Origin of the sequence: Kocuria sp. JC486, assembly GCF_011602805.1 — a bacterium.
Classification (GTDB): Bacteria; Actinomycetota; Actinomycetes; order Actinomycetales; family Micrococcaceae; genus Kocuria; species Kocuria soli.
The window spans coordinates 199,735-218,665 of record NZ_JAAOZS010000003.1 but is presented as its reverse complement, the minus strand read 5'-3'; the positions used below and the strand labels follow the sequence as shown (position 1 = coordinate 218,665).

The 18,931-nt window shown below is 68.3% G+C and carries 18 protein-coding genes; 2 read left to right on the top strand and 16 right to left on the bottom strand.

The annotated features are described in order from the left end of the window. Positions 1-158 precede the first annotated feature (158 nt). The 5 genes from mutM to coaD all read right to left on the bottom strand — a co-directional run bounded on the left by mutM (position 159) and on the right by coaD (position 3,326). A complete protein-coding gene (gene mutM / locus GWK18_RS03240; RefSeq protein ID WP_166833158.1) occupies positions 159-1,142 on the bottom strand; it encodes a bifunctional DNA-formamidopyrimidine glycosylase/DNA-(apurinic or apyrimidinic site) lyase in 984 nt (327 codons plus the stop codon). A gap of 3 nt (positions 1,143-1,145) precedes the next feature. Next, positions 1,146-1,916, bottom strand: coding sequence for a ribonuclease III (rnc, locus tag GWK18_RS03235; protein ID WP_166833212.1), 771 nt, complete (start codon positions 1,914-1,916; stop codon positions 1,146-1,148). Continuing rightward, positions 1,913-2,116 (bottom strand): 50S ribosomal protein L32, encoded by a 204-nt coding sequence (gene rpmF, locus GWK18_RS03230; RefSeq protein ID WP_047690457.1) that lies wholly within the window; start codon positions 2,114-2,116, stop codon positions 1,913-1,915. The genes rnc and rpmF overlap by 4 nt, the downstream gene beginning before the upstream one ends. 2 nt (positions 2,117-2,118) lie before the next feature. Continuing rightward, positions 2,119-2,664 carry a YceD family protein gene (locus tag GWK18_RS03225; protein ID WP_245192798.1) on the bottom strand — a complete coding sequence of 182 codons (546 nt, stop codon included), beginning with the start codon at positions 2,662-2,664 and terminating at the stop codon, positions 2,119-2,121. 179 nt (positions 2,665-2,843) lie between these two features. Beyond that, positions 2,844-3,326 carry a pantetheine-phosphate adenylyltransferase gene (coaD, locus tag GWK18_RS03220; protein WP_166833156.1) on the bottom strand — a complete coding sequence of 161 codons (483 nt, stop codon included), beginning with the start codon at positions 3,324-3,326 and terminating at the stop codon, positions 2,844-2,846. A 51-nt stretch (positions 3,327-3,377) separates the two neighbouring features. On the opposite strand from coaD, the gene GWK18_RS03215 reads away from it, so the two are divergent. After that, complete coding sequence (locus GWK18_RS03215) at positions 3,378-4,643, top strand: aminotransferase class I/II-fold pyridoxal phosphate-dependent enzyme (RefSeq protein WP_245192746.1); 1,266 nt, start codon at positions 3,378-3,380, stop codon at positions 4,641-4,643. Positions 4,644-4,698: 55 nt separating this feature from the next. On the opposite strand, the gene GWK18_RS03210 is transcribed toward GWK18_RS03215, so the two are convergent. The 5 genes from GWK18_RS03210 to thiL form a co-directional block, all read right to left on the bottom strand. Next, positions 4,699-6,051: a UDP-glucose/GDP-mannose dehydrogenase family protein gene (locus GWK18_RS03210; protein WP_123825184.1), complete on the bottom strand. Its 1,353-nt coding sequence runs from the start codon at positions 6,049-6,051 to the stop codon at positions 4,699-4,701. A 106-nt stretch (positions 6,052-6,157) separates the two neighbouring features. Then, a complete protein-coding gene (rsmD, locus tag GWK18_RS03205; protein WP_123825185.1) occupies positions 6,158-6,811 on the bottom strand; it encodes a 16S rRNA (guanine(966)-N(2))-methyltransferase RsmD in 654 nt (217 codons plus the stop codon). Then, positions 6,811-9,045, bottom strand: coding sequence for an ATP-dependent DNA helicase RecG (locus GWK18_RS03200; RefSeq protein WP_166833206.1), 2,235 nt, complete (start codon positions 9,043-9,045; stop codon positions 6,811-6,813). Before GWK18_RS03200 ends, rsmD begins: the two co-directional genes overlap by 1 nt. Positions 9,046-9,127: 82 nt before the next feature. Next, entirely contained in the window at positions 9,128-10,204 is a 1,077-nt protein-coding gene (locus GWK18_RS03195; RefSeq protein ID WP_167739216.1) for a DAK2 domain-containing protein, read from the bottom strand. After that, complete coding sequence (gene thiL, locus GWK18_RS03190; RefSeq protein WP_348535819.1) at positions 10,194-11,360, bottom strand: thiamine-phosphate kinase; 1,167 nt, start codon at positions 11,358-11,360, stop codon at positions 10,194-10,196. The genes GWK18_RS03195 and thiL overlap by 11 nt, the downstream gene beginning before the upstream one ends. A 78-nt stretch (positions 11,361-11,438) precedes the next feature. On the opposite strand from thiL, the gene GWK18_RS03185 reads away from it, so the two are divergent. Then, the gene (locus GWK18_RS03185; RefSeq protein ID WP_166833152.1) at positions 11,439-11,963 is read left to right on the top strand and encodes a DUF3515 family protein; all 525 of its coding nucleotides are present in this window, start codon (positions 11,439-11,441) and stop codon (positions 11,961-11,963) included. 4 nt (positions 11,964-11,967) lie between these two features. Here GWK18_RS03185 and GWK18_RS03180 read toward each other — a convergent pair whose 3' ends face one another. The 6 genes from GWK18_RS03180 to leuC all read right to left on the bottom strand — a co-directional run bounded on the left by GWK18_RS03180 (position 11,968) and on the right by leuC (position 18,823). Continuing rightward, complete coding sequence (locus GWK18_RS03180) at positions 11,968-13,149, bottom strand: D-alanine--D-alanine ligase family protein (protein WP_245192794.1); 1,182 nt, start codon at positions 13,147-13,149, stop codon at positions 11,968-11,970. A gap of 14 nt (positions 13,150-13,163) precedes the next feature. Beyond that, positions 13,164-14,363, bottom strand: a complete 1,200-nt coding sequence (locus GWK18_RS03175; protein ID WP_166833148.1) for an NAD(P)H-dependent glycerol-3-phosphate dehydrogenase — start codon at positions 14,361-14,363, stop codon at positions 13,164-13,166. After that, positions 14,360-15,154, bottom strand: a complete 795-nt coding sequence (locus GWK18_RS03170) for a lysophospholipid acyltransferase family protein (RefSeq protein ID WP_348535818.1) — start codon at positions 15,152-15,154, stop codon at positions 14,360-14,362. The genes GWK18_RS03175 and GWK18_RS03170 overlap by 4 nt, the downstream gene beginning before the upstream one ends. Before the next feature lie 14 nt (positions 15,155-15,168). After that, the gene (gene murA, locus GWK18_RS03165) at positions 15,169-16,488 is read right to left on the bottom strand and encodes a UDP-N-acetylglucosamine 1-carboxyvinyltransferase (protein WP_166833146.1); all 1,320 of its coding nucleotides are present in this window, start codon (positions 16,486-16,488) and stop codon (positions 15,169-15,171) included. 190 nt (positions 16,489-16,678) lie between these two features. Continuing rightward, positions 16,679-17,278, bottom strand: coding sequence for a 3-isopropylmalate dehydratase small subunit (leuD, locus tag GWK18_RS03160; protein ID WP_123825190.1), 600 nt, complete (start codon positions 17,276-17,278; stop codon positions 16,679-16,681). An 81-nt stretch (positions 17,279-17,359) separates the two neighbouring features. After that, the gene (leuC, locus tag GWK18_RS03155) at positions 17,360-18,823 is read right to left on the bottom strand and encodes a 3-isopropylmalate dehydratase large subunit (RefSeq protein WP_123825191.1); all 1,464 of its coding nucleotides are present in this window, start codon (positions 18,821-18,823) and stop codon (positions 17,360-17,362) included. Positions 18,824-18,931: the final 108 nt, after the last annotated feature.

The window sequence follows — 18,931 nt, the reverse complement described above, 5'->3', positions numbered from 1 at the left end:
CAAGACCCCACCGAGTCTCAGACCCCGTCACCGGTGGCCCTGGCCGCTTGACGGAAACCATAGAGGCACCCCCCCACTTTGAACATGGTTTGCTACTGATTCCGGCGCTGGATCGGTAGGAAACCATGTTCAAAGTTTTCCGCGAGCTCCGGTCGCGGCTAGTACCGAGCGTTCCTAGGCTTTCGTTGGCAACGGCTGCACCGGAACGACGACCGGTTCATGAACTGCTCCCGCACAATCACCCCGTCACGCCCCTCCGCCGCGCAGCGCGGACAAGCGCGGCCGGTCTGTCCGTAGGCGTTCAAGGACAGCGCGAAATAGCCCGACTCCCCGTTCACGTTGACGTACAGGGAGTCGAAGCTGGTGCCTCCGGCGTCCAGGGCCCGGGTCATCACGGTCTGTACCGCTTCCAGCACCCGCCGGGTCTCGGCCCGGGTGAGGGTCTCCGTGGGCCGGGCGTAGTGCAGGCGGGCCTCCCAGAGGGCCTCGTCCGCGTAGATGTTGCCGATCCCGGACACCAGTCCCTGGTCCAACAGGGCGCGCTTGATCCCGGTCTTCCGTCGCCGGAGGCGGTCGTGCACGGCGTCGACGTCGAAAGCCGGGTCCAACGGATCCCGGGCAATGTGCGCCGCGTGTTCGGGGACCACCGCGTGACCGTGGCGGCCCAGGCCGCCCGGGGCGCCGTCGTCGGTGGGCAGGAGCGGGTCGAGGAACATGCCGCCGAAGATCCGCTGGTCCACGAACCGCAGTTCGGTCGGCAACAGCTGGGAGGGGTCGTCCGGATCGGGTGCGTCGGACAGCGTGAGCCGGATTCTCAGGTGCCGGTCCGGTGGGAGCGAGGAATCCTTGATGAGCATCTGCCCGGACATGCCCAGGTGCGCCATGAGCGCCTGCCGCGGGCGGTAGCTGCTCGGGTCGTCCACGGCGTCCCCCGGTGCCGCGAGTGGCATCCACAGGAACTTGCCGCGGCGCACGACGTCGAGCACGCGCGTCCCGGTCAGGTCCTCGACGAAGGCCTGTGGCCCGTCAACGTGTCGACGCACGGAACGCGGGTCCAGGATCTCCACGCCTTCGACCACGCGGCCGGTGACCCACCGTTCGAGTCCGCGGCGGACGACTTCGGCCTCGGGCAGTTCCGGCACGTCTCAGCCCCGTTGACGGCGCGAACGGCGGGACTGCTTGGGAGCGGGAGGTGCTTCAACGGGGCGGCCGTGGCCGTCCGTGACGGTGGTCCCGGTGAGGTTGAGGTACGCGTTGGCCGCCGCGCGGCGCTCCGCCTCCTTCTTGGAGGTTCCGTCGCCCGTCCCCGCGCGGTCGGTCCCGATCACGCACGTGGCCACGAAAGACCGGTTGTGATCCGGCCCGGTCCCGACGACGTCGTAGGCCACCGTCCCCAGATGACGCATGGCGGCCAGCTCCTGGATCTCGGTCTTCCAGTCGCGCCCTTCGTGGATCACGAAGTCGTCTTCCAGCAGCGGGACGATCATTCCGAGTACGAAGGCCCGGGCGCGTTCGATCCCGTGGGTCAGGTACACGGCACCGATGAGGGATTCCATGGTGTCCGCCAGGATCGAAGCCTTGTCCTGTCCGTTGGTGCGGATTTCGCCCTTGCCGAGCCGGATGAAGGACCCCAGGTCGATCGCCCGGGCCAACTGCGCCAGCGTCCGTGTGGACACCACGGAGGCGCGGATCTTGGCCAAGTCGCCCTCGGACTGGTCCGGGTAGCGGCGGTAGATCTCGTCCGTGACGGACAGACCCAGCACCGAATCCCCCAGGAACTCCAGACGTTCGTTGTGCACGGTCCCGGGGTGCTCGTAGGCGAAGGAACGGTGCGTCAGGGCAATGAGAAGCGTCTCGGCGTCGATGTCGACGCCGAGACGCTTCTCAAGGTCCTGAAATTCGGGCACCGAAATCAGGCGTCGGCTACCTTGCGGCCCTTGTACTCGTAGTACAGGGCGGTGCCGGCGGAGTCGGTGACCAGCTTGGCCTGGTGCGGCAAGCTGTAAACGGTCTTGCCGTTCTCGACCGAACGGACCAGCTTGGGGGCCTTCGCCTTCCACTGTGAACGGCGCATACGCGTGTTGGCACGCGAGAGCTTCCTCTTGGGAACAGCCACTGCTATCTCTCTTCTCTCGTGGTGTCGTCGTCCGCGTCGAACAACCCCTCAAGGGCGCTCCACCGCGGATCGAGCACTTCGTGTCGGTGTCCGGGGTTCTCGTCCAGTCGTACGCCGCACTGGGCGCACAGACCTTCACAGTCCTCCCGACACACCGGTTGGAACGGCAGCTTGGTGATCGCCGCGTCCCGAAGCATCGGTTCCAGGTCGATCGTCTCGTCCTGGACTTCGTACATCTCGTCGGCCTCGTCGTCGTCCTCCGGCACTTCGGAGGGGGCGTCGAACAGGAAGAGTTCCTGTACCTCAACGACCATCTGATCGGTGATCGGGTCGAGGCAGCGACTGCACTGACCTTCAAGGTTAATGGTCACGTCCCCGGAAACCAGGATTCCGTCGTGGACGGATTCGAGTCTCAGGTCGCAGACCATGTCGGAGCCTTCGGGGGCTCCGATCAGTGCGTTGCCGAATTCGCTCGGCGCGGGCACTGTCTCCTGCCAGGTGCGCATCGTCCCGGGACGGTGTTCCAGATCCCTGACGTTGATGGCCAAGGGGGACGGGGTCTCGCGAGCGATGATTAACTCCTGTGGGTCCAATACCAGCGGCCCATGTTACTCGGTCCGTGTCCCCGGGCTCAACCGCCGCGGATGTGGCGTGGCGGATGTCTCGTGTTTGTCCCCCGGTGGAGCCGACCGAGGATCTGGCGGTCAGCCCGGACGCGGGCCGCGCCTCACCCTTCGTTCAGGGCCGCGAAGACCGGCGCCGGCACGAACGGCCGCACGTCACCTCCCAAGGAGTGGACCTCCTTGACCAGGCTCGAGGACACGTGCAGGAACTCCGGGTCCGCCGGGAGGAACACGGTTTCCACCCCGGTCAGGGCGCGATTCATGGCGGCCATGGGCAGTTCGTAGTCGTAGTCCTGACCGGAACGCAGCCCCTTGACCAGCGCCACGGCACCGCGATCGGCCGCGTACTGGGCGAGCAGCCCCGTGTCCAGGGGTTCGACGACGACGCCGGAGACGCCTTCCAGCGCCCGCTCGGCGAGGTCCAGACGCTGCGGCCGCCCGAAACGGTACGACTTCTTGGGGTTGTCGCTCACGGCGACCACCACTTCCTGGAACATCTCCGCGGCACGTTTGATGATCTCGACGTGCCCCCGGTGGATGGGGTCGAAGGAGCCCGGGCAGATCGCGCGGCGTGGTGAATACGACATGCACCCCACCGTAATGGGCATTCGCGCGGACGGACTTCCTAGACTCACTGCATGATCCCCAGCACCGACAATGCAACTCCGGCGGCGGCCCCGTGGCGGGCCATGGCCTCCGGGGGTGGGCTCCTGGACGCAACGGGTGCCTTCCGCTCCACGATCTTCGACGAGACCTCCGCCCTGGCGGCCCGGCACGGTGCCGTGAATCTGGGCCAGGGTTTCCCGGACCAGGACGGCCCGGAGGCCATGACGGAGGCCGCCGTGGCCGCGATTCGGTCGGGGCAGAACCAGTACGCCCCCGCGGTCGGCCACCCGCGGTTGCGCGCGGCCGTGGCCGCCCAGCAGCGGGAGACCCAGGGCCGGGAGCTGGATCCGGACACCCAGGTGCTCGTCACCTGCGGTGCCGCGGAGGCCTTGACCGCCGCCCTGTTGTCCGTGGTCAAGCCCGGCGACGACGTCGTGGTCCTCGAGCCCTACTACGACCTGTACGCGGCGGTGGTGTCCTTCATCGGGGCCAACCTGCGTCCGGTCCCCCTGCGTCCACCGCATTTCACCCCGGATCCCGAGGAATTACGGCAGGCATTCACGCCCCGGACGGCCGCGGTCCTGGTCAACGACCCGCACAATCCCACCGGGACCGTCCTGGACACGGCGACGGCAGAGATCATCGCCCGGGAGACCCTTGCCAACGACGCCGTGGTCATCACGGACGAGGTCTACGAACATCTGCGCTTCAACGGCGCCCACGCGAGTCTGGCCGCCGGCGGCGGGAGCTCGCCGCTGGAACCGGAGCTGGCCGCGGCGATCGCGCAACGCACGCTGGTGGTCTCCTCCGCCTCCAAGACCTTCCGCGCGACCGGGTGGCGCATCGGATGGCTCACGGGGCCGCAGGAACTGGTCACGGGTGCACGCGCGATCAAGACCTACCTGACGCATTCCCCCGCCGCGCCCCTGCAACTGGCCGTGGCCCACGCCCTCGAGAACCCTCGTCCGTGGGTCGAGGACCTGGCGGCCGAACAGGGCCGCCGCTCGGCGCTGGTCGTCAACGCCCTGCGGGACCTGGGCCTGACCGTGGCCGACCCCGCAGGGTCCTACTACGTGGTGGCGGACTTCTCGCCCTTCCACGACCGACTGGGGGTGCGCGACAGCCTGGAACTCTCCCCCTCGCTCATCGAACACACCGGGGTGGCCCTGTTGCCGGTCCGAGCCTTCGCGTCGGCGCGGAACGCGGCTCTGTACGACGGGTGGATGCGCGTGGCGGCGTGCAAGCAGGAAGAGGTCCTGGTCGAAGCCATGAACAGGCTCAAGACCTCCCTGGCCTGAAACCGCCCTGAATCCGCCCTGAGTCCCGCCCCGCGGCCGCTTCCGAGGAGGGCGGTCAGCCCTTGCGCCCCAGTGCGCGGTAGGTCCAACCGGCCTGCTCCCACTGCACCGGGTCCAGAACATTGCGCCCGTCCAGGATCTGCCGGGTCTTGACCAGAGGCGCCAACTGCTCGGGTGTCATGGAACGGAACTCGTCCCATTCGGTCAGCAGGACCACCACCTCCGCGCGGGCCACGGCCTGCGGCAGCGAGTCCACGTAGTCCACACGCGGGTACCGCTTGGCAGCGTTGGCATTGGCTTTCGGGTCGTAGACGTGCACGTCGGCACCGATCGAGTGCAACCGGGCCGCGATGTCCAGGGCGGGTGAGTCGCGGACGTCGTCGGACTCGGGCTTGAAGGCTGCACCGAGCACCGCCACCTGACGCCCCATGATCGACCCCCCGAGCATGTCCGTGACCACCCCCACGGTGTGGTCACGACGACGCACGTTGATGTCGTCGATCTCCACCAGGAACCGCACGGACTGGTCCAGTCCGAGTTCCGAGGCGCGGGCCCGCAGCGCCCGGATGTCCTTGGGCAGGCAACCACCGCCGAAGCCCACACCGGCATTGAGGAACTTGCGACCGATCCTCTCGTCCATCCCGATCGCGTCCGCCAGGGTCCGGATGTCGCCGCCCACGGCCTCGGTGAGTTCGGACAGGGAGTTGATGAAACTGATCTTGGTGGCCAGGAAGGAGTTCGCCGCGACCTTGACCAGTTCGGCGGTCTCGTAGTCCGTGACGATCAGCGGTGTCTGCGCCTCGAGCTGCGGTGCGTAGACCTCCCGCAGGATGGCTTCTAGCCGGGAGTCGTTCGCACGGTCACCGTCGCCGGTGCTCCCGTGTCCGGGCAGTCCCAGCACCATGCGGTCGGGGCGCAGGGTGTCTTCAACTCCGTGACCTTCCCGGAGGAACTCCGGGTTCCAGACCAGGTCCACGTCCACGCCCTCGGGGGCGTTGTCCTTGGCCAGTGCCCGCAGCCGCCGGGCGGATCCCACGGGCACGGTGGATTTGCCCACGATCACGGCGTCATGAGTGGCGTGCTGGGCGATGGATGTCACCGCGGAGTCCACGAACGTCATGTCCGCCGCGTACGAACCTGCTCGCTGTGGGGTACCGACCCCTACGAAATGAACATCCCCGAATTCCCCAGCCAACGCATAGTCGGAGGTGAACCGCAACCGCCCCGATTCCACGTGCTTCCGGACCAGTTCGCCCAAACCCGGTTCGTGGAACGGCAGGACCCCGGCGGCGAGCGCTTCGAGCTTCGCCTCGTCCACGTCCACACCCATGACCTCGAAGCCCATCTCGGCCATGGCCGCCGCGTGGGTGGCCCCCAGGTATCCGGTGCCCAGGACGGTGATTCTCATACGGGGATCCTCCTCGGTGGTGCTCAGACCTGCGCCGCGAAGCGGCGCCCGTCCCACGATAGGTGTCCAACATGAATCGTCGATGACATGGCCGCGATTTGTAGCCTCATGTGGCCATACATGTGGAGATCGCGGGGCCGTCCGGATCCTCCTCGGCGTACCAGAGGGTGGTCTCTCCGTGCCTCGAGACCTCCAAGCGACGCAGCCCCAGCGGCCAGGTCGGTTCCGGGGAGCGGGAGGAGCGTTCGACGACGACTACCGCCCCGGGCCCCAGCCTTCCGGCCAGGGGCGCCAGCACGTCCGTGAGTTCCACCTCCGTGAGCGGGTAGGGAGGGTCGGCCAGGACCAGGTCCCACGGGCCGGTCGCCTCGGTCAGGAAGCTCGACACGCTGCGGCGGGTCACTGTGACCACCGGCTTCTCCGCTGGGCCATCTATGCCGTCATCTGCGCCGCCTTCGGTGGAACGGCCGGAGCGCTGCAAGGCCTGATTCACCGTCTGGGCATTGTGTTGGCATACCGCGGCCGCTCGCGCCTCGCGCTCGACCAGGTGCACGGAGGCCGCACCCCGACTGCCGGCTTCACATCCCAGGGCACCGGAGCCCGCGAACAGGTCCAGAACCCGCGCGTCGGCCAGCATCCCCCAGGACTCGAGACGGGAGAACAGCGACTCCTTGACCCTGTCCGTGGTGGGTCTGGTGGCGTTGCCCGGAACGGAACGCAGTTTCAGACCACCGGCTGCTCCGGCCACGATGCGGCTCATCACCCACGCTCCAGGTACTTCTCGGTGTCCTCGTCCAGAGAGGCCGCGATCGCGGCCGCCAGCCCGGGATGGTTCTCCAGGTCGGGATCGGCCTCCAGGATCTCCGTCGCCTCCGTGCGTGCTTCCTCGATGACGGCGACGTCGTCGAGCGCCCGCAACAGCCGCAGGGTGCTGCGTCCACCGGACTGGGCGTCCCCCAGGATGTCTCCCTCGCGCCGCAGGTTCAGGTCCGCCTGGGCCAACTCGAAACCGTCCGTGGTGGCGGCAACCGCGTCGAGCCGTTCCCTGGAGGGATGCCCCTGTTCGCGCCGGGTGACCAGCAGGCACGTGCTCGCGTGGGAGCCGCGCCCGATCCGGCCCCTGAGCTGGTGGAGTTGCGAGATCCCGAACCGGTCGGCGTCGAAAACCACCATGAAGGTCGCGTTGGGCACGTCCACACCGACCTCCACGACGGTGGTGCACACCAGGACCCCGGTCCGGCCGTCGGCGAAAGCTGCCATGACCTCTGCCTTGTCCGTGGGGTCCAGGCGCCCGTGCAACACAGCGCTGGGGATTCCTCCGAGCTGGGGAGACTGTTCGACCAGTTCCGCGAGCCAGGCCGTGGAGACCATGGCCTCCTCCGGCCCCGGGGCCTGCTCGGCAGAATCCTGGGCGCCCGTGACGGGGTCGGTGGCTTCGGGGATCTCGGCCAGCGCGCGGGCGGAATCGGCCAGGCCCATGGGTGGCACGGCGTCGTCGTCACCGATCTTGGGGGCCACGAAATAGACCTGGCGCCCGGCCTCGACCTCCTCGCGGGCGCGGGCGAAGATCCGGTCCTCCCAGGTGGGGTGTTCGAGCAGTCCCACCACGTGGGTGGAGATCGGTTGCCGACCGCCAGGGAGACCCTGCAGCACGGAGACGTCGAGGTCACCGAACACGGTCATCGCCACGGTCCGCGGGATCGGAGTGGCGGTCATGACCAGAAGGTGCGGCACGGTTAGACCCGCCTCCCGCAACCTGTCGCGTTGTTCGACGCCGAACCGGTGCTGCTCGTCCACGACCACCAGCCCGAGATCGGCAAACTGCACGGTGTCGGAGAGCAGGGCGTGCGTGCCGATCACGATGCCCGCTTCACCCGAGGCGATCTGCAACAAGGCCCGTTTGCGGGCGGACTGGGGCATGGAGCCGGTCAGCAGGACCACGGTGGTCCCGTCCGGGTCACCGCCCAGGGTTCCGGCATGGGCCAGGGGTCCCAGTGCGGATTCGATCGACGCGAAGTGCTGGGCGGCCAGGACTTCCGTGGGTGCCAGCAGCGCGGCCTGGGCACCCGAGTCAACGGCCTGCAGCATCGCACGCAGGGCCACCACGGTCTTCCCTGCGCCGACATCGCCTTGCAGCAACCGGTTCATGGGGTGCTCGCGGGCAAGGTCGGCGGCCAGTTCTTCGCCCACTGCGACCTGGGAGTCGGTCAGCCGGAACGGCAACGCGGCCTCGAACCGGGCCGCCACGCCGTCGGGCTTCCCCGGCAGGGCGGGCGCCGGTCGGAGTTCAACCGCACGACGACGGCGCACCAGGGCGGTCTGCAGCACCAGCGCCTCGGTGTGGCGGAAGCGTGCCTTGGCTCGGTACCAGGCGGATTCGTCGGGTGGGCGGTGCAGGTGCTCGTAGGCGGTCGGGAGATCGGTGTAGCCGTGGCGGTCGGCGATCTCCGCGGGCAGGGGGTCCGGGACCGTCCGCCAGTCGATCACGCCCAGAACAGTGTGCACGGCGGTGGCGATCCGGTCGCTGGTGACCTTGGCCGTGGCCGGGTACACCGCGATCGGCCGGGTCGCGTTCTGCATGGCCTCGCGGGTGTCCACGTCGTCGTCGACGTCCAGGGGCGCGTAGTGCGGGTTGGTCATGGTCAGGCTCCCGCGATAGTGCGTGACCTTGCCACTGAACAACGCGTGGGTTCCGGCCGTGAGTTCCCGCGCGGCCGTCCAGGCGTTGAAGAAACTCAGCGTCATGCGGTTCTCCCGGCGCCCGAGCAGGTCGCTGCCCGGGTGGTCCGAGCGGTCCGTGATGACCACCTCGGTGATGGATCCGCGCCGGTTGCGCATCCGGCGGGTGTTGACGGAGACCACCTCGGCCACCAGGGTGGCGTGGGCCTCCAGCTCCAGGTCCGCGAACGAGGTGAGTTCTCCGCGTTGGACCAACCGCCGGGGCACGTGGTCGAGCAGCTCGCCCACCGTGTTCAGGTCCAACCCCTTGGCCATGGCTTGGGCCGTCTGTGCCCCCAGCAGTTTGCCGAGCGGGGTGTCCAGATCGCCCCTGTGGGCGTCCACGGGGCTGCTCACGTCAGCCAAGGTCCGTGGGGTCCACGCGGAACTGGCGGCCTCGGTCGTCCTTGGACAGCCCGGTCACCGTGATGTTGCGCGGAGTGCCGCGTCCCCGGAGCACGTCCACGGCCTGCCGTTGTTCCTGGACGTGCACGTGCACGCGCCACCGCCAGGTGTCCTCGTCGATCTGGGACACGGCGGAAACGATCACGCTGTCCCCCGCTTCGGCCAGTTCGTGTCGGATCTGCGCGGCGTCCAGTGCCGTGAGGTCCACCGTGGCCATGACCTCCACCCCGGTGTGCGCGTCCTGGAGCGCCTCCAGAGTCGAGGCGTCCTCGTCATGAGCGGGCGGGTAGTAGGCGTACCCCATCTCCTCCAGGACGTCCGCCACGGGCTGGATGTTCGCCGGAATCGCCTGATCGTCGGGGGCCGTTGCGTCGCTCTCCGCACCGGCCCACAGGTGTGCCCCGGAGGCTTCCTGCCCCGTGATCGCGCGGCGCAGCGCGTCCAACACGATCAACATGCCCAGGGCACCGGCGTCCACCTTGTGCGTCCCGTGCAGGACTTCCAGGTCCTCGGTCGAGGCGAGCACCGCGTCCTTGGCGGCGGTCACCATGGCCCGGAGGTATTCGGCGAACTGGTGGTTGGACCCGGTTTCGCCGACCTCCGGAATAGGGGTGTCTGCGGCGGCCTTCACCACGGACAGCATGGTTCCGGGAACGGGATCCGTCAGCGCCGACCAAGCCCGCACGGATCCTGCTCCGATCCCGTTGGACAAAGACTGGGCCGTGAGCCGTTCGGCTCCGTCGAGTCCCCCGCCCAGTGCGGTGAGGAACACGGAGAACAGCGTGCCGGAGTTCCCTCGGGCGTCCTCGAGCGCGGCCTGCCCCACCAGGGTCACGAGTTCGCTGAGGTCAGGAGTTTCCAGCACCGCCGCGGCCTGGGCGGCGGTTTCGACGGTCGCTGCGAGGTTGGTGCCGGTGTCGGCATCCGCCACGGGGAAGACGTTGAGGGCGTTGAGCACCTCCGTGTACTCCCGAAGATCCTGGGCGGCGGTCTCCAACCAGCGGCGCACCGCCGTCGTGTTAGACGCCATCCTCTGGTTCAAAGTGGTCCCATCCTCGTCCCCGGAGCTCCGCGGGGAGCTCACGTACTGGTGTCGTCCCGACCCGGACACGGTCGGCGACAGATTCCCGTGCGGTTCCGGTGGTGACGACGGCAGTCGCCCCCCAGCCCGGAGGCACAGCCCTCACCGAGCCTAACGGACGTGCCCCGTGCGGCAGTCGCGTTCCGGCGGGGACGGTGGATAACAATCCGTGATCTTCTCCGCCGTGGAGCACCCAGTACAGCGGGTCTCGTCCCAGCCGTTCCCCCGCCGCGGCCAGCGGCCGCGCCAGGTCGTCCAGCGCGGCGGGATCCAGGTCCACGACGACGTCGGAGGCCTCCGCCACCCGCGTCAGGTCACGCACCAGACCGTCGGAGACGTCGATCATCGCGGTGGCCCCCGCCTCGGCCAACTGTGCACCCAACGGCGTGGGCGACACCGGACGGAGCTGGTTGTCCATGAGCTCGACCAGGTACGGTTCGACCGTTCCCTTGGTGGACGGGTCCTGGAGCAGGTCCAGCCCGGCGGCGGACCGGCCCACCGTCCCCGCCAGCACCACCAGGTCTCCCGGACGGGCCCCGTTCCGGCGGATCGGCGCACGCCCCTCCAGGTCGCCCGTTACGGTGGCCGTGGCCGAGATTTCTCCACCGCGCCCCAGATCACCCCCGACGATGCCGCAGTGAACGGCTCCGCACGCGATGGCGCCGGCGCGTAGACCGCGGGCGAAGTCCTCGACCCACCTGACGCTGGTACGGCCCGGGAGGGTCAGGGAGACCACCAGGGCGGAGGGCACCGCACCCATCGCGGCCGCGTCCGCAAGATTCTGGGTGGCACATTTGTGGCCGGTGTCGAAACCCGTGGAGACGACGCCGTTGGGCCAGGTCAGCTCGAAGTCCTGCCCTTGAACCTGGGTGTCGGTGGAGATCACGAATCGTCCGTCGGGCGCGGCGACCACCGCGCAGTCGTCCCCCGGACCCAGGATCTCGTACCGTGACCCGCCACCAGGCTCGTGAGCCCGTAGGTGCGGGGCGAAGCGGGCGATCAGCTGGGTCTCGCTGAGCTGGTCGACGGTCAAGCCGCCTCGGTCGGCATCGGCCGAGGACCTCGGGGGCTCGTCCCGCGGGGTCCGTTCTGCCACTGGGCGCACCGCCTCGAATCCTTCCACCATCGGTTCCTGCCGCCATCGCAGACCTCGCGAGACCGCAGATCTCACTAGACTGCAGACATGCCTTCCGCCCCCGCCGTCCTTCCGCGTGCCCGCGCTCGCCTCCCTCGTCGAACACTGACCGCGCTCTTGGCGGTCTGCACGGCCGCTGCGCTGACCGGCTGTGGCCCGGGGGCCGTCGTCGTCGAACCCGCGGTGGACGCTGCCAACGCGGACTGTGCATCCGCCATGCTCGCGATGCCCGGGGAGATCTCCGACCAGGCCCAACGCGAGACCACGAGCCAGGCGACCACGGCCTACGGGGACCCTGCTTCCCTGATCGTACGGTGCGGCGTCACTCCCCCGGAACCGACGACCGACATGTGCAGCCGCGTCAACGGCGTGGACTGGATCATCCGTGAGACGGACCAGGAGAACCGTTGGAAGGCCACCACCTACGGCCGGGAACCCGCTTTCGAGGTCACCTTCGACACGACCGTGGTTGCCTCGTCGACCGCACTCATCGACCTCAGCAGCGCGGTGGAAACCGTGGACCAGGACCGCGAGTGTCTCTCCGTGGACGAGACCCTGGAGGACGCAGGCTGACCCGTCAGCGCAGGCCCACGGGGCGTTCCAGGGCCAGCGTGAGCAACTCGTCGATCAGCTCGGAGTACTCCAGTCCAGACGCCGCCCACATGCGCGGGTACATCGAGATGGGCGTGAAGCCGGGCATCGTGTTGACTTCGTTGATGATCACACGCTCGTCCTCGGTCACGAAGAAGTCCGCGCGGCACAGCCCTTCGCCCTCGATCGCCTCGAAGGCCTGAGCGGCGCGCTCCCGGATCGTGGCGATCACGTGCTCCGGGAACTCCGCCGGGCAACTCAACCGCGCGGAGGCCTGGGACACGTACTTGGCTTCGAAATCGTAGAAAGAGTGCTCGTCGACCACTTCGATCTCACCGGGCATCGACGTCCGCGGCGCCTGTGTGCCGTGACCCTCCAGGACGGCGCATTCGATCTCTCGGCCCACGATTCCCGCTTCCACGACCACCTTGGGGTCGAAGGACCGTGCCTCCTCGACGGCAGCTTCCAGCGCCGCCCGATCGGTCGGGTCCTCGACCTTGGTGATGCCGAAGGACGAACCGGCGCGGGCCGGCTTGACGAACACCGGTTCCCCGAGTTCGGCAACGGCCGCCATGGCGGCGTTCTTGTCCGCCCGCCAGGCCCGGTCGCGGACGACCACGTACGGGCCCACCTCGAGTCCGGCCGATTCGAAGGCCATCTTCATGAAGTGCTTGTCCATGCCGATCGCCGAGGAGGTCACGCCGCAGCCCACGTAGGGGACGTGGGCCAGTTCCAGGAAGCCCTGCAACGTTCCGTCCTCACCGTAGGGACCGTGCAACAGCGGCATGACCACGTCCACGTGCCGGAACCGGGAGATCTCAGAGACCGGGGAGTTGTCCTTCTGCACCAGCAGTTCGCTCTCCCGCCGACCCAAGGGCAAGGTCACGCGCTGCTCCCCCACGGGCAGTTCGGTGATCGTCTGGGCGTCGAGCAGCGCTTCGAGTTCCTCCTGGGAGTACAGGAACCACTCACCGGACCGGGCGATACCGATGGTGATGACGTCCCACTTGTCCCGGTCGATGGCACCCAGGACGCCCCGCGCGGTGATCAACGAGATGCTGTGCTCGGAGGAGACCCCACCGAAGAGGACCGCCACGCAGGGCTTTCCCGACGGAGTCGCGTCAGCGACGGCGCCCCCCGAGGCAGAGTCGTCGGCGGCCGAAGGCATGGTGTTGCCAGAGGTCATGAGGGGGTTGCCTCCGATTTGAGTTGTCGGCCCAGCAAGAGCGGGGCCAGGTTTTCGACGGTGATGCGACCCTCCAGGATAGCCACGACGGCCTGGGTGATCGGCATGTCCACTCCGTGGGCGCGTGCCAGGGCGAGCACCGCAGGTGCGGACTTGAGACCTTCCGCGGTCTGGGTCATCTCCCGGTGGATCTCGTCGAGCGTCTTGCCCTGGCCGAACAGGCGCCCCGCGGTGTGGTTGCGGGACAACGGGGAGGAACACGTGGCCACCAGGTCTCCAATGCCGGCGAGCCCGGACATGGTCTCCGGTTTCCCGCCCAGCGCCATGGCCAGTCGCGTGGACTCGGCCAGGCCGCGGGTGATGATCGAGGCCTTGGAGTTGTCGCCGTAGTGGCGTCCCTCGCAGATCCCCACGATCACCGCGATCACGTTCTTGGTCAGACCCGCGATCTCCGTGCCGACCACGTCGGTGTTGGTGTAGGGCCGGAAGTAGGGTGCGGCGCAGGCGCGGGCCACTGCCGCGGCCAGCTCCGGGTCCCGGGCGGCGACGACGGAGGCCGTGGGCTGCTCGTCGGCGATCTCCATCGCCAGGTTCGGGCCGGACAGCACGCAGGTCCGGGCGAACCACCCCGCGGGGTCATGGCCGCCGTCGGCCTCGGGCCGGTGTTCGGCCAGGACCTTGGCCACCACCTCGGTCATGCGCAGCCCCGTGCCCTGTTCCAGGCCCTTGGCCAGGGACACCAGCGCGGCGTCCGGGTTCAGGTGCTCGGCAATGGCGGGCAGCTGTCCGCGCAAGGTCTGCGCGGGCAGGGCCAGGACCACCAGGTCGGCACCGTCAAGGGCCTCGGCCAGATCGGCGGTGATCTCCAGCGGGTCCGGCAGGTGCAGTCCGGGGACGTATTTTTGATTGACGCGGGTCCTGGCGGTCCGGGTCATGTCGTCCGCGTTGCGGCCCCACAGGACGACGCCCCTGGCCGTGCCGTGAAGCGCGTCCGCCGCCTCGGGTGAGTCCTCCGCGGACGCCTGCTGCCGTCGTCGTTCCTCGTCCCAGGCCGCGTCCACCAGGACCTTGGCAAAGGTGGTTCCCCATGATCCGGCCCCGAGCACCGCGGCCTTCCGGAATCCACCGTCGTGCTCGTTCTGGACGCGGCTTGCCTCCGCAGCCCGGGACGGTCCGGTCACTCCGGTTGTGTTCATCGCCGTTCCCCTCGACGTCGGTCCCATCGCTTCGCGGGCGGTTGTTCGCCCCGCAGGTCGGCCAACAGAGCCGTGATGGCGTCGGTGATCGCCCGGGCCGCGGCCACGGTCTTGCCGTGCGGGATCATGCGCAGCCGCTCGTCCGGGCTCAAAGCCGTGAGCTCCGCAGTGCTCGGCGCCCAGGTCGACAGGTCCACGGGTGGCCCGAACTTCACCCGCACCGTCTTGCGGGGAAAGGGTCGGAAGTGCCGTTTGCGCTGCGGGTCCGGGCCGCGGCCGAGGATCTGCTCGTCGCCCCAGTGGGCCACGGGGATCACGGGGACGTCCATGGACATCGCCAGCCGCGCGGCACCCGGGAAGCCGTGCATCGGCCAGAGCTCGGGGTCGCGGGTCAGCGTCCCCTCGGGGTAGATGATCACGCTCCCGCCCGCGGCAATGTGCTTCTGCGCCGCCGACAGCGACTTCACGGAGTCGGCGGTCCCGCGTTTGACCGGCACCTGGGCCGTGCGGCGCAGGATCGTACCGAGCACGGGGACCGAGAACAGTGAATCCTTCGCCAGGAAGGTGGGGTTGAGTCCGTAGTCGACCACCGCCATGGCGACCGTCATCGGATCCAGCTCGGAGGTGTGGTTCGGTGTGAGCACGAACGGCCCACTGCGCGGGAGATGCTCCATGCCTTCGTACTCGAGCCCGGCCAGTGCAACGTAAGCCGGTTGGATGAAGGCGGCCAGGAACCGCACCAACCGCGTGGTGTTGGGGTCATCCGTCCGGTGGACAGTGCGGGGCTTCACCGGTCCACCGCGCCTCAGGCGTCGACGACGTCGAAATTCGCGCCCAGGGCCTCGAGCTTCGAGGTGAAGCGCTCGTAACCGCGCTGGATCAGTTCCACGCCGGTCACCTTCGACCGTCCCTCGGCCCCCAGCGCCGCGATCAGGTGGGAGAAGCCGCCGCGCAGGTCCGGGACGTGGATGTCCTTGGCCTTGAGCGGGGTCCGCCCGGAGATGATCGCGGAGTGCACGAAGTTGGACTGGCCGAACCGGCAGGGGGTGGAGCCCAGGCAGTCGCGGTGCAACTGGATGTCGGCCCCCATGCCCTTGAGTGCGCGGGTGAAACCGAACCGGTTCTCGTAGACGGTTTCGTGCACGATCGACACGCCGTCGGCCTGGGTCAGGGCGACCACCAGGGGCTGCTGCCAGTCGGTCATGAAGCCGGGGTGCACGTCCGTCTCCACCACCAGCGGGTTGAGGGACCCGCCGGGGTGGCTGAACTGGATGCCGTCGTCGCGGATGTCCAGGTCACCACCGGTCTTCCGGAACACGTTGAGGAAGGTCATCATGTCGGACTGGGTGGCGCCCTTGACGAAGATGGAGCCGCCGGTGACCAGCGCGGCCGACCCCCAGGACGCGGCCTCGATCCGGTCGCACATGGCGCGGTGGTTGTAGCCCTTGAGCTCCTCCACGCCTTCGATGTGGATGACCCGGTCGGTCTGCACGGTGATGATGGCGCCCATCTTCTGCAGGACCGCGATCAGGTTCATGATCTCGGGTTCGGTTGCGGCCCCGCGCAGTTCGGTGCGACCGCGAGCGCGTGTGGCCGACAGCAGCACCTGTTCGGTCGCACCCACGGACGGGTAGGGCAGCTCGACCTTGGCGCCGTGCAGGCCGTTGGGGGCCGACATCTTGATGCCGGATTCGAGCTTCTCCACCTTTGCGCCGAAGTTGCGCAGCACGTCCAGGTGGTAGTTGATGGGCCGGTCGCCGATCTTGCACCCACCCAGGTCCGGGATGAAAGCCTCCCCCAGGGTGTGCAGCAGCGGACCGCACAACAGGATCGGGATGCGCGAATCGCCCGCGTGGGCGTCGATGTCCGCGTAGCGGGCGCGGGTCACGTTCGATGGATCCAGGGTCAGCGCACCTTGACCGTCGTTGTTGACCTCGACGCCGTGGAGAGCCACCAGGTCGGTCACGACCTTGACGTCCTTGATCTCCGGCACGTTCTGCAACACGGAGGGCGTGGAGCCGAGCAGTGCGGCGACCATGGCCTTGGGCACGAAGTTCTTGGCGCCGCGCACCTCGATGGTGCCTTCCAGCGGAACGCCGCCGGTGATCTGCAGTGCGCTGGTCATGGTCTCCCGATCTGTCGTCGATGCCCTCTGTCCTCCGAGGGCAGTGCCGAGCCTTGCCCCGGATTCAGCACTGCCCCATCTTAGGGGTGATTGACGGGCGTTCGACGACGCCGCGCGTGGGTCGCGGCCAGTTCGCCTACTCACCCGTAGCTTCACCCCGTCCACGTTCTCTCGGAGAGCCAGGTCCGATTCAGGTTCGCGCTGGTAGCGTCCGCGGCAGCCAGGCCGGACGCTGCCGCTCATAAGCGGCGATGTCCTCTTCGTGCTGGAGCGTGAGACCGATGTCGTCCAAGCCCTCGATGAGCCGCCAGCGCGTGTAGTCGTCGATCTGGAACGGGACCGTGAGTGATCCCACGCTCACCGTGCGCGCTTCCAGGTCCACCGTGACCTCGGTTCCGGGCTCCTCCTCGATGCGCTTCCAGATCAGTTCGACGTCGGACTGGTCGACCTGTGCCGCCAGCAGCCCCTGCTTGCCCGAGTTCCCGCGGAAGATGTCCGCGAATCGGGAGGAGATGACCACCTTGAACCCGTAGTCCCGCAGCGCCCACACGGCGTGTTCGCGGGATGATCCGGTCCCGAAGTCAGGGCCGGCGACCAGGACCGACCCGTTGCGGTACGGCTCCTGGTTCAACACGAAGTTCTCCTGCTTGCGCCAGGAGGCGAACAGTGCGTCGTCGAAGCCGGTCTTGGTGATCCGTTTGAGGTAGACCGCGGGGATGATCTGATCGGTGTCGACGTTGGACTGGCGCAGCGGAACCGCGACGCCCGTGTGGGTGGTGAACTTTTCCATGGGTGCTCCTGCTGTGTGCTGGGATCGATGGCGCCGGGTCAGCGCGGGCGGCTCGGTCGAACGGTGGGGCGGCGTCGCGGCTCAGGCGTCGACGGGGTCCAGGTCGGACGGTGCCGCAAGGGTGCCTCGCACGGCCGTTGCGGCGGCCACCACCGGGGACACCAGGTGCGTCCGCCCGCCCTTGCCCTGACGACCTTCGAAATTGCGGTTCGACGTCGATGCGCAGCGCTGCCCGGATTCCAGCTGGTCCGGGTTCATGCCCAGGCACATGGAGCAACCCGCGAAGCGCCAGTCCGCACCGAAATCCTTGAAGACCCGGTCCAGACCTTCCTCCTCCGCCTGGATGCGGACCTTCTGGGAGCCGGGCACCACCATCATCGTCACGTTGGCGGCCTTGGAACGTCCCTTGACGATGTCGGCGGCCAGCCTGAGGTCCTCGATCCGGGAGTTGGTGCACGAGCCCAGGAACACGACGTCAACCGGGATCTCCTTCATGGGAGTGCCCGGGACCAGGTCCATGTACTCGAGTGCGCGTCGAGCCGCGGCCTTGTCGTTGTCCTCACCGAAGGCCTCGGGGTCGGGAACCGCTTCGGAGAGCGCAACCCCCTGGCCGGGGTTGGTCCCCCAGGTCACGAAGGGCTCGAGCTGGTCGGCGTCGATGACCACCTCGGCGTCGTAGATCGCACCGTCATCGGTACGCAAGGACTTCCAGTACTCGACCGCCTCCTCCCAGTCCTGCCCCTGCGGGGCGTGCGGGCGGCCCTGGACGTAGTCGAAGGTGGTCTGATCCGGGGCGATCATTCCGGCCCGGGCGCCCGCTTCGATCGACATGTTGCAGATGGTCATGCGGGCTTCCATGGACAGTTCCTCGATGGCGCTGCCGCGGTATTCCAGGACGTAGCCCTGCCCGCCACCCGTGCCGATCTTGGCGATCACGGCCAGGATGATGTCCTTGGACGAGACTCCCGGACGCAGGTGCCCGTCCACGCGGATGGACATGGTCTTGAACGGTGCCAGCGGAAGGGTCTGCGTGGCCATCACGTGTTCGACCTCTGAGGTGCCGATGCCGAAGGCCAGCGCCCCGAAGGCACCGTGGGTGGAGGTGTGGGAGTCACCGCACACCACCGTCATGCCGGGCATGGTTATGCCGAGCTGAGGGCCCACCACGTGCACGATTCCCTGCTCGTCGTCGCCGAGCGAGTGCAGCCGGACACCGAATTCCTCCGCGTTGGCGCGCAAGGTCTCGATCTGCTTGCGGGAGGTCTCGTCGGCGATGCGCTTGAAGATGTCCTGGGTGGGGGTGTTGTGGTCCTCCGTGCCCAGGGTGAGATCGGTCCGCCGCAGTCCGCGCCCGGCCAACCGCAGCCCCTCGAAGGCCTGCGGCGAGGTCACCTCGTGGATCAGGTGCAGGTCAATGTAGAGCAGGTCCGGCTGACCACCCTCCCCTTTGCGCACCAAGTGGGCCGCCCAGACCTTCTCGGCAAGAGTTTTCGGCGCGGAGTCGGAAGCGACGGCCGCCGTGAACGGGCTCGGGCTGCTCGGCATGATGTTGTCCTCCGGATGCGGGTGCCACAGCCCGGGGTGTCTACCCGTACGGGTGGTGGCGATTGCGGATGAAGCTGTAGGACAAGCATCCGGAGCGCACGCGAGCGG

What these genes read in the sequence shown, in the direction of transcription:
- coaD (WP_166833156.1), bottom strand. Translation starts at nt 3,326, where the DNA reads ATGTCGTATTCACCACGCCGCGCGATCTGCCCGGGCTCCTTCGACCCC.
- GWK18_RS03215 (WP_245192746.1), top strand. Translation starts at nt 3,378, where the DNA reads ATGATCCCCAGCACCGACAATGCAACTCCGGCGGCGGCCCCGTGGCGG.
- murA (WP_166833146.1), bottom strand. Translation starts at nt 16,488, where the DNA reads ATGACCAGCGCACTGCAGATCACCGGCGGCGTTCCGCTGGAAGGCACC.
- rsmD (WP_123825185.1), bottom strand. Translation starts at nt 6,811, where the DNA reads ATGAGCCGCATCGTGGCCGGAGCAGCCGGTGGTCTGAAACTGCGTTCC.
- leuC (WP_123825191.1), bottom strand. Translation starts at nt 18,823, where the DNA reads ATGCCGAGCAGCCCGAGCCCGTTCACGGCGGCCGTCGCTTCCGACTCC.
- GWK18_RS03210 (WP_123825184.1), bottom strand. Translation starts at nt 6,051, where the DNA reads ATGAGAATCACCGTCCTGGGCACCGGATACCTGGGGGCCACCCACGCG.
- GWK18_RS03180 (WP_245192794.1), bottom strand. Translation starts at nt 13,149, where the DNA reads ATGCCTTCGGCCGCCGACGACTCTGCCTCGGGGGGCGCCGTCGCTGAC.
- GWK18_RS03175 (WP_166833148.1), bottom strand. Translation starts at nt 14,363, where the DNA reads ATGAACACAACCGGAGTGACCGGACCGTCCCGGGCTGCGGAGGCAAGC.
- GWK18_RS03185 (WP_166833152.1), top strand. Translation starts at nt 11,439, where the DNA reads ATGCCTTCCGCCCCCGCCGTCCTTCCGCGTGCCCGCGCTCGCCTCCCT.
- GWK18_RS03195 (WP_167739216.1), bottom strand. Translation starts at nt 10,204, where the DNA reads ATGGCGTCTAACACGACGGCGGTGCGCCGCTGGTTGGAGACCGCCGCC.
- leuD (WP_123825190.1), bottom strand. Translation starts at nt 17,278, where the DNA reads ATGGAAAAGTTCACCACCCACACGGGCGTCGCGGTTCCGCTGCGCCAG.
- GWK18_RS03200 (WP_166833206.1), bottom strand. Translation starts at nt 9,045, where the DNA reads ATGGCCAAGGGGTTGGACCTGAACACGGTGGGCGAGCTGCTCGACCAC.